This window comes from Bradyrhizobium sp. 172 (genome assembly GCF_023101065.1).
GTDB classification, from domain to species: Bacteria; Pseudomonadota; Alphaproteobacteria; order Rhizobiales; family Xanthobacteraceae; genus Bradyrhizobium; species Bradyrhizobium canariense_D.
Map to the genome: position 1 here is coordinate 4167334 of NZ_CP064701.1, position 13861 is coordinate 4181194.

Annotated in this window: 9 protein-coding genes and 1 tRNA gene; 2 read left to right on the top strand and 8 right to left on the bottom strand. The window is 65.7% G+C overall.

The features are described from left to right. Positions 1-5: 5 nt before the first annotated feature. From IVB07_RS20070 to IVB07_RS20095, 6 genes are all read right to left on the bottom strand, one after another. Positions 6-344 (bottom strand): lipid-A-disaccharide synthase N-terminal domain-containing protein, encoded by a 339-nt coding sequence (locus IVB07_RS20070; RefSeq protein WP_007591223.1) that lies wholly within the window; start codon positions 342-344, stop codon positions 6-8. Next, complete coding sequence (locus IVB07_RS20075; RefSeq protein ID WP_018457785.1) at positions 341-1087, bottom strand: glycosyltransferase family 2 protein; 747 nt, start codon at positions 1085-1087, stop codon at positions 341-343. Before IVB07_RS20075 ends, IVB07_RS20070 begins: the two co-directional genes overlap by 4 nt. Positions 1088-1150: 63 nt before the next feature. Further along, positions 1151-1996 (bottom strand): phosphatase PAP2 family protein, encoded by an 846-nt coding sequence (locus IVB07_RS20080; RefSeq protein WP_085385250.1) that lies wholly within the window; start codon positions 1994-1996, stop codon positions 1151-1153. A 1-nt stretch (position 1997) separates the two neighbouring features. Next, positions 1998-3740 (bottom strand): glycosyltransferase family 39 protein, encoded by a 1743-nt coding sequence (locus tag IVB07_RS20085; protein ID WP_026233442.1) that lies wholly within the window; start codon positions 3738-3740, stop codon positions 1998-2000. 50 nt (positions 3741-3790) lie between these two features. Beyond that, on the bottom strand, positions 3791-5899 hold the full coding sequence (gene pbpC / locus IVB07_RS20090) for a penicillin-binding protein 1C (protein WP_247766630.1): 2109 nt from the start codon (positions 5897-5899) through the stop codon (positions 3791-3793). Positions 5900-5994: 95 nt separating this feature from the next. Continuing rightward, positions 5995-11199 (bottom strand): alpha-2-macroglobulin, encoded by a 5205-nt coding sequence (locus IVB07_RS20095; RefSeq protein ID WP_018457781.1) that lies wholly within the window; start codon positions 11197-11199, stop codon positions 5995-5997. Positions 11200-11601: 402 nt separating this feature from the next. Here IVB07_RS20095 and IVB07_RS20100 point away from each other — a divergent pair. Next, positions 11602-11678: transfer RNA gene (locus IVB07_RS20100), tRNA-Arg, on the top strand. Between the two features lie 179 nt (positions 11679-11857). Further along, a complete protein-coding gene (locus IVB07_RS20105) occupies positions 11858-12076 on the top strand; it encodes a hypothetical protein (protein ID WP_018457780.1) in 219 nt (72 codons plus the stop codon). 63 nt (positions 12077-12139) lie between these two features. Here the strand turns inward: IVB07_RS20105 and IVB07_RS20110 are convergent, their stop codons facing one another. Both IVB07_RS20110 and IVB07_RS20115 read right to left on the bottom strand, forming a co-directional pair. After that, on the bottom strand, positions 12140-12505 hold the full coding sequence (locus tag IVB07_RS20110) for a hypothetical protein (protein WP_247338016.1): 366 nt from the start codon (positions 12503-12505) through the stop codon (positions 12140-12142). Between the two features lie 15 nt (positions 12506-12520). Beyond that, on the bottom strand, positions 12521-13804 hold the full coding sequence (locus tag IVB07_RS20115) for a hypothetical protein (RefSeq protein WP_026233440.1): 1284 nt from the start codon (positions 13802-13804) through the stop codon (positions 12521-12523). Positions 13805-13861: the final 57 nt, after the last annotated feature.

Below are 13861 nucleotides of genomic sequence, written 5' to 3' on the forward strand. Positions count from 1 at the left end.
CTGGATCAGCGCTCCAGCGTCTTTGACGCGCGGCCGCGGTTCTTCACAATCAACATGATGTTACGGATATAGATGATGGTCGCGAGCGCCTGGCCGAGGATGATGACAGGCTCGCGCTTGACGACGCCATAGACCAGCGTCATCAGCCCGCCGCCCATCGAGCAGAACCAGAACGCCATCGGCACCACGCTGTTGCCGGCGCGCTCGCTCGCGATCCACTGCACCAGGAAGCGTGCCGTGAAGAACAGCTGCGCGACGAGGCCGAACGCGAGCCAGAAGTCGAACTTGGCCACGAAGACATCGTAGAAATAATTGCTCAGCGCCTGACCGTATTGGATGATCATGCCGTCACCTCAGTCACATCCGGCGTCGGCTTCTTGCGGCGGATCAGCCACCAGACGCCCACGAGATCCATGATCCCGATCCACAGCCGGTCGAAGAAACCGTAGTTTGACACGCCGGAGCGGCGCGGACGGTCGATCACGTCGACATAGGCGATCTCGTAACCCTCGCGGCGCACCAGCGCCGGCAGGAAGCGGTGCAGCCCGTCGAAATAGGGCATCATCAGGAACACCTCGCGCCGGAACGCCTTCAGGCCGCAGCCGGTGTCGCGCGTACCGTCCTTCAGGATCGCGTTGCGGACGCCGTTGGCGACACGTGACTGGAATTTCTTGAAGCCGGTATCCTTGCGGCCGACGCGTTGTCCAGCCGCAAGTCCGACCTTGCTTCCGTTCTCGACAGCCGAAATCAGGTCCGGCAGGAAGGCCGGATTGTTCTGGCCGTCGCCGTCGAGCGTCGCCACGATCGCGCCGCGTGCCGCACGCACCCCGCTGCGCACGGCCGCGGATTGGCCGCCTGATCTGGCATGGCGCAGCTGGCGCAGATTGTCCCGCTGCTTCATGACCGCGCCAAGCCGTTCGCCGGTCGCGTCCGTCGAACCGTCATTGACGTAGATGATCTCATAGGCCCAGCGGCCGTCGAGCGCCGCGCCGATCTCCTCGATCAGCGGCACGATGTTGTCGGCTTCGTTGCGCACGGGAACGACGATGGAAACCGAGGGCTGGAAAACCGAAGGCTGGGACGACAAATCGAAGCTCGTGGTTGGAATTGGCTTGGCTCGGGAACCGGCGGTCCCGGCAGGCAGCCGCTTTTATGGGGCGGATGCCCCGTGGGCAACCCTTTTGAGGCGGCCTGAGACTGCCCCCGCAAGAGGCACAATGGTCCCGTCGGCACGGATGGCAAAGCCGAGCCTGCGGGCCGCGAACCAGTAGCGCACCGCCATCGCGCCGACCATGCCGACCAGGGCGCCGGCCACCACGTCACTCGGGTGGTGCGCAAGCAGCACCAGTCGCGTCAGCAGGATCACGATCGCGTAAGTGAACATGAACACGCGCAGGCGCGGCCACAGCGCCGAGACCGCAAACGCCAGGGCGAACGCCGTCACTGCATGCCCCGACGGCAAGCTGGCATAGGCCCCGGTCCCCTCGAACGGGATGAAGTTGAAGGGATTGGCCTTGCCGCCGACAAACGGACGTCCGCGGCCGATGAGATATTTCAGGATCTCGGCGACGAATATCGGCACGGCAACAGACAGAAACACGAACTGCAGCCGCGTGCCGAGGCCGAGCAGCAATGCGCGGCTTGTGCCGTGCAATCCCGCCGCAACCAGCACCAGCACCACCAGCACACCCCCGAGCACCGAGAGCACATACTCGTCCTTGCCGAAATCGGTGAGGATGCGGATCGGCCACAGGCCTGGCGTGCCACGCGGCGGCATCAGCTGGATCTCGGTCAGGTCGAACACGACCATCAGCGCGATGACCAGGGCTGCACCTGCAGCACTCAGCCAAAGCGAATGCCGCGCCAGCTTTCGCGCGGCCTCGGCGCGGCGCGAATGCGAGGGCGTGCGCACGAGCTGTGCCAGGGCGCGCCCCGAGAGCGTGAGCAATTGTGCGGGATAGCTCGCGCGCGGCGAGATGTCGGTTGGTGCCGACATCCTACTCGGTGCCTTCCGAGCGGAAGATCGAGATCGAGATCGCGCGCCCTTGCGAGAAATTGTAGCCGTCGATGCGGGTGCCAACCTTGTAGCGCAGCCCGATCGCCTCGGCGCGCTGCACGAAGCCGCGCTCCGAACGCTGCTCGATCAGCGCGAAACGGCAGCTCCCCTGCCGCAGGAAATCCGCCGCACCCGAACCGTCGGTGAGCAGCGTCTGCGTACCCGTCAGAAAGACCAGGCTCGGCTCGTGATAGCCGGCCGCGGCCGCCTTCGGGCCCACGCAGGTGACGTTGCGAAGGGCGCGTGCGATCTCGATGCTCGGAAACAGCGGCGTCAGCGACGGCAGCACGATGCCGTAGACCGTTAGCGCGAGCATCAGGGCTGCGACCAGCGCGTTGAGCAGCGAGCGCTCGGCGTGATTGTTGTCGTGAAGCCACCAGGCGAACAGGCCAAAGATCAGCGAGGCCGCGATGAACGGCCATGCCACGAAAGCAGGCTGCCGCGTCAGCATCACCGCGCCGACGACCGCGATGATCGAGCCGCCCACGGGGATTGCGAACCACCATGCCGAGCCGCGCATCAGCCAGGACCACGACAGCACCCGCCGCTCGAGCGCGCCCGCGGTGAGGATCGCGATCGCAGGATACAGCGGCAGCACGTAATGGGGCAGCTTGGTCAGCACCACCTCGAACACGATCCAGGACGGGACCAGCCAGGCCAGCAGGAATTGCGCGCCGGGCTCGCGCCGCGCGCGCCAGACCGCGGGCGCGGCCATCGCCGCGAGCGGCGCGCCGGGCCAGAACGTGATCCAGAACAGCACCAGATACAGTCCGGGCGGCGCGCCGTGGGATTCCTGCGCGCCCAACTTGCTCAACATGTCGCCGCCGACGGAATCGGCGAAGAAGGCATCGCCCGCGCGCCAGAAGATCGCGACGAACCAGGGCAGCACCAGCACCAGCATCCACATCAGGCCCCAGAGCGGGCGCAGCTTCCACAGCCAGGAGGCATCGCGGTCCTGGATCGCGAGCGCGATGATGGTCAGGCCTGCGAACATCAGGATCAGCGGGCCCTTGATCAGGATGCCGACAGCGAGAGCCGTCCAGAAGATCGCGGGCCAGCTCCAGGGCGGATGGGTCTCGTCCTCGGCGCGCTGCCACGACAGATACGCCCGTGCCATCGCGCCCATCGCGGCGACCACGCAGAACAGCAGCATGGCGTCGGTCTTCGCAAGCCGCGCCTCGACGCCGAGCAGCACGGAGGCGCACATCAGAAGTGCTGCAAGCACCGCGGCGCGCCGCGTGACGAAGCCGAGCGCCGTCCAATAGGTCATGAGCACGGCGCCTATCGCGCCGATCAGCGAGGGAAGCCGATAGACCCAGATGCGCAATTCGGCCCGCGGCAGACCGAGCGCCGATGCCGTCTCGACCGCGGCCGATTGCAGCCAGTAGATGCCGACGGGCTTCTTGTAGCGGACGTCTTCCTGGAAGCGGATGTCGACATAATCGCCGCTCTCGACCATCTGCTTGGTGGCCTGCGCAAAGCGCGCCTCGTCGCGATCAACCGGCGGAATCGTAAAGAAGCCCGGCAGGAATAGCAGCAGCGCGCACAGCAGCAGGAAGGCGACCGCGCGGACGTGGCTGGCCGTGGCGATGTCGAACATGGACACGAGCCGGCTGCCCGGATTCACCGGGGATTTCGGCTCGCGGGGAGCTCCAAAACGGGGTGTTGGATAGGTCTCGGCCATCGGTTCCGCTTACGCTGAAACCGCCATCGCCACAACCGCTTGAGGCAGGGTCACTGAATTCGAATGACAACTGTGTCCGCGGCGCCCGTGGCATCGATGACGGTCAGCCGCGCAAAGCCCGGACCGGGCGGATCGATCAGCCGCTGGCGCCGTCCGTCGATCTCGCCCTGCGCCGTTCCGTTAACCATGACGGTCATGGGCAGAACGCCGCCGGCGACCTTGACCGGCATGGCTGCGCCGCCCTCGCCACCTGAGCGATCGACGTCGATCCGCGAGCCGTTCAGCGGAAACTGGATGTGCAGGGCCTGCTCGCCCCCGGTCCGCACCAGATCCCCGACCGGGCGGAACCGCCTCAAGGGCAATGGCAGCTTGGCGTTGCTGGCCACGAGAGTTCCTTTCGGCGGCTTCGGCAACGGCAGGAGCGTCTTGCCGGTGCGGGCGAAGGCGTCGAACAGGATCGGCGCGGCGGCAACCCGACCGATCAGGCCCGGAACCGGCGCGCCATCGGGCCGGCCAACCCAGACCCCGATGGTCATGCGCCCGTCGAAGCCCATCGACCAGGCATCGCGGTAGCCGTAGGAGGTGCCGGTCTTGAAAGCGATGCGGTTATGAGCCGCGTTCTCCGGCGGCGGGGTACCGAGCAGCACATTGCCCACTTGCCAGGCCGCGACCTGATCGAGCAGCCGCAGCGGCTCGCGCTCGTCCCCGTCGCTCATGATCTCGCGCAGCGGCTTGGTGGTGCCGAGCCGGGCGAAGCCCGCATAGAGCCGGGCGAGGTCCTGCAGCGTCACGCCGACGCCGCCAAGGCCCATGGCAAGTCCCGGCGCCTCGTCTTTGGGCAGAACCAGATTGCCACCGGCCTGACGCAGCCGCGAGGCCAGCCGGCTCGCGCCGACGCGGTCGAGCAGCACGATCGCGGGCACGTTTAACGACAGCTGCAGCGCCTTCTTCACCGGCACCGTGCCCTGAAACGTCATGTCGAAATTTTCCGGCGCGTAGGAGCCGAAGCGCACGGGCCGATCGTCGATCAGACTGTCCGGATGAACAAAACCGTCCTCGAAGGCCAGCCCGTAGATGAAGGGTTTCAGCGTCGAGCCCGGCGAGCGGATGGCGCGGGTCATGTCGACCTGCCCTGCCCGGCGCTCGTCGAAATAATCGGCCGAGCCGACGCGCGCGAGCACGTCGCCGCTCTCATTGTCGACGACGATGATGCCGACCGAGATGTTCGGCCCCAACGCAATGGCACGATCGCGCGCTAGCGGCTCCAGCACCTTCTGGAGGGTGGCATCGAGCGTCAGCTTGATGACTGGCGCGTCCTTGACCGTCGCAAGCGCCGCATCGGAGGCGTGCGGCGCCAGGATCGGCATCGGCTTGCGCAGTTTCGGCACAGGAACGGCTTTCGCCTGCTTCGCATCGTCGAGGCTGATCTGTTGCTCCTCGACCATGCGGTCGAGCACGCGGTCACGCGCTTTGCGCGCCGCATCGGGATAGCGATCGAGCCTGCGGGTCTCCGGCGATTGAGGCAGCGCGACCAGCAACGCGGCTTCAGCCAGCGACAACCGCTTCGGCTCCTTGCCGAGATAGGCGATCGAGGCAGCGCGAATGCCCTCGAGATTGCCGCCGTAAGGCGCGAGCGCCAGATAGAGGTCGAGGATCTGCTCCTTGCTCAAGCTGCGCTCGATCTCGATCGCACGCACGATCTGCCGCAGCTTTGCATGGAGCGAGCGCTGCCGCCGAGGCTCCATCAGCCGCGCGAGCTGCATCGAGATGGTCGAGCCGCCCGAGACGATGTGGCCGCGCGTCGCAAGCTGAAACGCAGCGCGCCCCAGCGCCACCGGGTCGATGCCGTCATGTGCGTAAAAGCGCTGGTCCTCGTAGGCGAGCAGCAGCTTCAGATAGGTCGGATCGACGTTCGTTTTTGTCTCGACCGGCAGTCGCCAGCGTCCATCCGCCATCGCATAGGCGCGCAGCAGCTTGCCATTCCGATCGACGATGGTGGTGGAAACCTGGCGGGCGTCGTCGAAAGGCAGCGGACCGAGGGAGTAAACCCACGCGACGACGCCGACGATGGTGAGGATGAGCGAGAATGCCAGCGCGGAGAGGACACGCGGGCCCCTGCCCCTTGCTCCGTCATGGCCGGGCTTGTCCCGGCCATCCACGTTCTTGCCTCTCGCACCAAAGTCCGTGGATGCCCGGGACAAGCCCGGGCATGACGGCGGAGCATGTGGCTCCTTGTCGCTCATCCCATCACCACTCACTTCGCCGCCCGCACCTCGACCGTGCCGGTCCCGGTACGGCCGTAGCGCGAGGGATTGTACATGTCCTCGACATAGGCCTGCGGCAGCACGTATTTGCCGGGTGAGACCACACGCACGACGTAGGCCACCGTGAAGACCGCCTTGGAATCCGAGGCCCGATCGACGGCAGCCGTGAAACGATCGTCGCGGAACTCGGTATCTTCGGGCTCTTCGCCATCCTCGATCCAGCCCAGCGTGCCGCTGTCGCCCGACGACACCAGTTTTGGATTGTCGATTTCCAGGCCGGCCGGCAGATAGTCGGACACCATGATGTGGCCGTATTCGGGCTTGGCCTCGGTGATCTTCAGCACCACGGCGAAGCGGTCGTTCTGCTTGACCTTGCTGATATCGGCGGGCTTGCCGTCGAGCGTGAAGAAACTGCGCTCGATCTTGAAGCCGTTCGATGCCGCGGGCTCAGGCGTCACCGGCGACCCCGACACCGAGACCACCGCCTGCACCGGCGCGTCTCCGGTGTTGGTGATCTTCAGCGGCTTGCCTTCCAGAGTGGCGGCCTTGTAGCTGCGGTACAGCGCGGTCTTGACCGGCTGGCCGTCCACCTCCATCGACAGGTTCTCCTTGGCGAGCGCGCGCGCCGCCAGCACCAGCCACGCATTTTCCTGCGTGGAGGTGTAGGGCGTCAGCCCGCGCGCAGTCTCGACCCGCGACACCGCCTGCGTCAGCGTTGCCTTCGGCGCGTTGCCTTCACTGGCAAGCGACACCAGCGCTGCGGCATCGCGGAGCTGCGAGCCGTAGTCGGTGCGGCCGAACTCCAGCACCGGCTTTGGGGCGAGACTGTCGAGGGCTGCGCCATAGACCCGCTCCGCGCGGTTGCGGTCACCGACCAGCGCGAGCGCCGCGGCGAGCTGCGATTTCGCGATGGGAGTGGCGAGGTTGCTCAGCTTGGTGTCGGCGAGATAGCGGAGGTCGCCGATCGGCGCCGCGCCGTTGCGCGCCAGCACATAGAGGCCGTAGGCGAGATCGCGGCCGCCGTCCTTCTCCGGCTCGTTGCCGTTGACGACCGAGTTGCGGATGCGGTCGAGCGCGGTCTTGAACAGCACATCCGGCACCACAAAGCCCTTTTCGCGGGCGCGAGTCAGGAAGTCCGTCACATACGCGTCCAGCCAGGAATCGTCACCGCCTGCCGACCACAGCCCGAACGAGCCGTTCGAGCCCTGGCGGGCCAGCAGCCGCTCGATGGCGTCGCGGATGCGCTGGTCGACCTCGGTGTCCATGGCCAGGTGCGCACCGGCCGCGAGCTCGTTGACATAGAGCAACGGCATGGCGCGGCTGGTGATCTGCTCCGAGCAGCCATAGGGATAGCGGTCAAGTGCTTTGAGGATCGTCGCCGCATCGAGCGCAGTGGACAGGCTGGCCGAGACCGAGACGCTACCGGTGCCCGGCACGAGATCGGCGAACATATCCGAGGTCAACGTCAGGCTCTCACCCTTCGCCAGCGTCCGGATCGAGCGCCGCGCCAGCACTTGCGTCGCCGCCTTGACGTCGAGCGCATAATGGCGCGCCAGCGCCAGGCCATTCGGCCCCTTGATGTCGACGTCGAGTGTCGCCTGCCCCGCCGCCGTCGCGTCGATGGCGAGCGTGAACGAATTCCGCTGCTTGGCGGCAAGCTTGACCGTCGTCGCGGGATTGCCGGTCATTCTCACTGGCCCGCCGGTCTTCACGTTGATGACGTAATCGCCGGCCTGCCCCTCGACATTGTCGATCTCGAGATTGACCGTGCCGTGGTCGCCGTTGAGCAGGAAGCGCGGCAAGGTCGTGGTCAGCACGACAGGGTCGCGGATCACCACGTCCGTGTTGGCGCGACCGAGCTTGGTCGCGGTCCACGCCACCGCCATCACGCGCGCGGTGCCGGCGAACTCCGGAACGTCGAAGCTCACTTCGGCCGTGCCGTCGGCGGCAACGGTGACGATGCCCGAATAGAGCGCGAGCGGCTTTTGCGCGGGCGGCGAGCCCTGGAGCTCGGCGGCACCGGCGTCGCCGCCGGACTTGATCTGCCCGCGCGTGCCCGACATGCCGTCGATGAGTTGCCCATAGAGATCGCGGATCTCCGCGCTCAGGCGGCGCTGGCCGAGATAATAGTCGTCTGGCGCCGGCGGCTTGTAATTAGTGAGGTTGAGGATGCCGACGTCGACCGCGGCGATCACGATCTTGGCGTCCTCGCCCGGATTGAGCCCGTCGAGCTTGACGGGGATCTTCAGCAGCCCATTCGGCCGGATCAGAGCCGGCGGCGTCAGCTTCACCTGCAATGTACGGGTCTGCTTGTCGATACCGAACCATTTGAGTCCGATCGCCCGGCCCGGCATGCGTTTCGCGGCCGCATCGAGCGGACGGCGCAGCGTTGCCACAACATAGGCGCCGGTGCCCCAGTCCTTGCCGACCGGGAGCTTCACCTGGGCGGTGCCTTCCTTGACGTCGATGGTCTGCGTCGTCAGCAGGCGATCGCCGAGCACGTTGACCGTCAGTTTGCCGGCGCTGCGGACGTTGACCGACACGGTCATCGTGTCGCCCGAGGCGTATTGCGGCTTGTCGATCGAGGTCTCCAGGAGGTCCGGCGTGTCGGCGCTGCCGTCGGAATACCAGCCGACGTCGAACTGTACCGAGGTCACGGGCCCGTCGGCGTCGTTCGACTTCACGTCCAACCGGTAGCGGCCGGGCTGTGGGGTCAGCGAAATCCGCGACGGCTTGTCCGCGGCAACTGTCACGTCGCCGTCGGAGACGCGCGAGGTCGATTTGACCGGCTCGTACTCCCAGTAATTGCTCTGGCGATACCATTGGTAGCGCGACTCCATCTTCAGGAGCTCGTAGCGCAGGCCGTCGCGGCGAAGCCTCTCACCCTCGGGCGAGACGAACACAACATCGAACTCGGCCTTGTCGCCCTCGGCGACGTTCTTGTCGCCGAATAGCGGCTTGATGCCGATCATCGCGGCAGCAGGCGCGACCGGCAGCACGATCTTGCGCTCGACGGCGCGGCCGCCGGTCTCGACCATGCGGACGAAGATCTGCGCCTCCTGCGGCCGCGTCGAGGCCGGCTGCTTGTCGAGCGTGACCGGGAAGGTCGCAACGCCGTTGGCGTCGGCTTCCGGCAGGTTCTCCAGCGGCGTGCGCTCGTTCGAGGTGGTCTCCTCGTCGGCGACGCCGAACTGGTAGCCGGCGAAGCCCGGCCGCTCGGACGCGGGCGCGACCAGCATGTCGCCTTCGAGCGCTAGCCCCGAGGCCGGCGCGCCATAGAGGAAATGACCGTCCGCCTTAAGCTCCACTGGAGCGTTAGCTTTGATCAGCTTGTCCTTGGCAGACAAGTCGAATTCGATCCGATCGGGGACGTAGTCCTCGACCATGAAAGTGGTCTCGCCGACCGAAGAGCCCTTCGGATCGGTGAAGGCGCGCACCCGCCAGGTCCCGGTCGGGACGGCCGAGTTGAGCGGCACCGACAAGGTGCGCCCGCCCGCGCCCTGGTCGGACAGCACGGCGCGGCGGAATTCGACGCCATCAGGACGCTCGATCACCAGGGTCATCGGCCCGCCGGTGACGGCGTTGCCCTGCCCGTCGCGCAACAGCGCGGTGAGATAGACGGTCTCGCTGGAGCGGTAGACGCCGCGCTCGGCATAGACGAAAGCGTCGGCGCCCGCAGGCACGGCCCTGCCCGAAACGCCGCGGTCCGACAGGTCGAAGGCGGAGGACTTGAGGCTGAGGAAGGCATAGTCGGCCTTCTCGCCGGTCACGGTGAGCATCGCCGGCGACAGGCCGCCCTCGCCGCGCGCAAGCCCCGCCTCGAACAGCACATGGCCGCTCTCATCGGTCTTGCGGGTGGCCAGGATCTCGTTGTTGCGCGCGACCAGCCGCACCTCGGCTTTGCCGACCGGATCGGTCGAGGCCAGCGAATTCACGAAGACATGGATGCCGTCATTGCCGGAATAGGCCGTGACGCCGAGATCGGAGACGATGAACCATTGGGTGGCGAGCTGATAGTCGTCGTCCGAGCCCGGCCCCTTGGCCGCGGCCGTCATCACATAGACGCCGGGCTGGAGTTCACCAAGCGCCTGGTCGACCGGGAATGCCGTGGTGACGTCCTGGTTGAGCGTCATCGCGGTGGCAAGCTCGCCGGTCCAGACTTTCACGCCGCGCTCGCCGCCGAGATCGCTGAGCTGGTATTTCGACAGGGTCTTCTGGAAATCGCTGTCGACCACCGTGTTGATCAAATTGCGGTCGCCGATCCGGAACACGTTGATGTTGACGGCTGGCGTGTTGACGCTGACGACGGGAATGCCGCGCTGGCCCGTCCTCGGCAGCACATAGGCGCGGCTGGTGAAGCGCACGAAGGGCTTGCGGTCGCGCACATAGACGTTGAACTCGGCCGATTTCGGAAGGCCTTCCTTCACGGTGGACGGCAGGCCGGCGCGCAAATTGATGTTGTAGCGCTCGCCATGCTTCAGCCCGTCGACGCAGAGCTGCTTGGCCTCGGCCGACAGGGCCGGCTTGTCCTGGCCGGCCAGCGCGAGGTACGGCGCGAAATCGGTGCGTTTTGCCAACTCCTCCGAGAACTGGAAGCAGGCGCGCGGACTGGCGGAGTCCGAGTCCACGGTGTAGTCGAGCAGCCGAAAACCGTGCTCGTCGCGCATCTTCTCATATTGGCCGCGGACGTCGGCGACCTCGCGCATGTCGAGCGACAGCCGCAGAGCATCCAGCGCCGGCCGCCACAGCTTGCGTTCGGAAAGAGACTTGCCGAGCACCGCGAGCGCGTCGGCCTCCTCGCCCGCATTCCCGGCGCGCTGGTAGGCGATGTAGGCGGCGGTCGAGGCGCGCTCCAGCAGGAACGTCTGCTCGCTCGAGCTCTTCGGCGATATCTGGAAGATGACCTTTGCCAGCCGCAACCAGTTGCCGGCGTCCTCCGGCGTGGTCGCCGCGATCTGGCCGAGCACCGACAGGCCGGTGCGATAGTCGTTGCGCCGGAAGGCAACATCGGCGTCGGTGCGCAAGCTCGCGCCGGTCTTGGCGACCGGCCCCGCCTCGCCCTTGATCTGCGCCTCCAGCTTGATCGCGGAATCGGCGAGGTCGTCCCGCTTGAAGGCTTTGTCGGCGGCCTGCGCGACGCTAAGGCCGAACGCCAGCGTGGCGCAGAGTGTGACGGCGCGAACAAGACCGATCATGGATGGACTCCCGGAAATCGCGGACGAACGCCGCTTGTCGCATGAAATGCGCGGAAAGGTGACGGACTCAAGGCGATGGAACCAAAGGTGCAAACCGTCGCATTCGCCATGACAAGGCACGCCCAGAGGAGACCGATCAAGCTACCGCCGCGCACGCCGTCCTGATGGCGCAGCAATATCCGACCAGTCGTCCGGCGGCCGTGTCCCGGAAGCTGATCAGCGTTCCCGGCGATGTGATCCATCGTCCAGTCTGCTGCCGCTCAACCCGGCACCCTGACACCCCACCGTTCCGCTTTGTCGCGGCTTCGACGAAAACGGTTCGGTTCAGGCTTGGCGAAAGACGATATTTTTCATAATGGCATAGTAGATGAACAGCGGCCCCCAACCAGGGCGGCTCAAGACGGTCCCGTAGCTCAACTGGATAGAGCATCAGATTTCTACTCTGAGGGTTGCAGGTTCGATTCCTGCCGGGATCGCCAATTTCGGTCTCATCCGTTCATCGTGAGCCAGATCTACGGCGCGCACCTGCAGAATCCGTCCTTCACGAACGCGTGGGCCGCCTCGCTCCGGCCTTTGATCCGGGCAAACGAGCCCTATCTATTCGCCGGGCGACGTGCGCCCGATAAGGACTTCGATGCCACTATCCGACTTGACAAGAATGGCGATCGCGTCGGCGGTGGCGGTTGTAGCAATATCGTTTTTGGCAGTTGACGCGGGAGTCGTGAACTCCGGTGTGGTCACAAAGCCGATCGCGACGGCCCGGGCCACCATCGCGGACGCGGCAGCGAGTCAGCACCAACTCGCCTTCGCCGTTCAAGCGTGGGCGCGTCGCGGCCACCAGAAGCCGGCCGTGGAAGAATGCCTGGCGATCGATTGAAACAGCGCAGTTTGTCGCCCCTCTCGTCTGGCGGATGTATGCGCAACGTAACAATCATGTTTGTTATAGGCCGTTATTCCCCCGGATGAAGATCGTCCAAATCCAGCCGAGCAGTGCGCTCAAGGCGGCGACCGATGCGGCGATTGCCGCGGTCCGAGTCCACCAGATCTGCCGCTCGTGCCGTTCGATATCCGCCTCGGATTTTTGATTATCTTTCCAGTTCAGCCATTCCTGGGCGAACCCGATCGTCATGACGGGCGCGGTTCCGATCGCGATCGCTCCTGCGGATGCCGCGACGGTCTGGGCAAGGCGCGCTCGGACGTTGGCTGCACCCGTCTTTTCAAGCACCGTAAGCCATTGCCGGGACTGTTCGTCTGAAACATGCCACGTGCATTCCCTGTAAGGAAACGCTTTCGGTCGCTCTGTCATGGCCTTGCACCGCACTCACCCTTCAGTGTCGCCTTGATGTCGCGCCCACCACCCGGCAATCGCCGCTGCTAGATCCTTCCACAACTCAGTCGGCAAATCCGGCACCGCCACCCGGACGCTGTACCGATCCGTCGTCGCGTCGTGAAACCACTCGGTCGCCGCGAAATCGAAACCAAAACTGCCGGCGTGGCGAATGGGGAAGCCTTTGCCGCTCAGGTCGCGGCTCATGTCCTCGGCGGCCTGCCGCGCGGTCGCCTCATCGAGGGCGCGCCTGCCGCGAAGCGTGACATAGAGGCCGTGGGTGAAATGCAGCTCGGCCGAGAGCGAAGCGAGCTCGGCGGCGAAATATCGCGCCGCGTGGCGACCGTTGCGCAGAATCGCAGCGACGCGCGTTTTCGTCAGGGCCCAATAGGCCACAGAGCCCACGAATGGCGGGAAGTGCGCCGGCAACGCCGCGCCACCGAGAAGCCGGACGGCATTGCGGGTTTCCGCCGCCAGGCTTTCGGACAGCAGCTGGCCCGCCTTGAGGTCCTTCCGGCTCCAATGCACGAACACGGCAGAGCCGAGCCGGCCGTATTCCACCCCGAGCGAATCCAGCTTGTTGTGGCTTCGCACCAACACGACGGGAATGTCCCATCGCGCGGCCCATCTCAAGACACGCCGGATGCGCGCCGATCTGCCGGCGAAACATGTCGTGTCGAAAATCAACAGATCGAGCCCCGAACCGTCACAACGCAGAGCTGCCTCGAACGCCCGGGCAGGGGCGCATGAATCGAGCAGGAGCAAGCGTGGCAAGGCTGCCGCAGCGAACGCTTCGCCCAGCGGGAGGCTGGCGATGACAAGCCGCAAATGGGGGACGAGGCTCTCGATCAGCTCCAGTGTCTCGCCGTAAGTGCCCGGCAGCACCACGACGTCTGCTTTGCCGATGATCCGTGCGGACGCGAGCAGCAGCGCGGAGATCGCGGCCATGCCGGAGGCGGTATAGATCGCATCGCTCCTGCAGCCCCGCTCGAGTTCATAGAACGAGGGACCACTCACCTTGAGGTCCGCGCGCTGATAGTCGTAGCTGAACACGAACGGACCGCTGCTGGGAGACGCCGCATGCGACCAGGCCGTCTCCGTCGCTCTCCAGTCCTGCAGCGCATGTTCCGCGCGTAGTGCGGCGGCGAGCTGAAACTTGGAGACCACAACCTCGTCGACCGATTGCGGCCGAGCCAAATGCAGCGGGCTCCTCAGGCAATCGTTCAGCAGCCCGATTTCCCTGTGCTTTCGATCGAGATAGGCTTCGGAGGTCTCCATGCGGATCTTGATGAGCGTCTTGATGCGGATCTTGGCAATTGCGACTGCCATTCAACG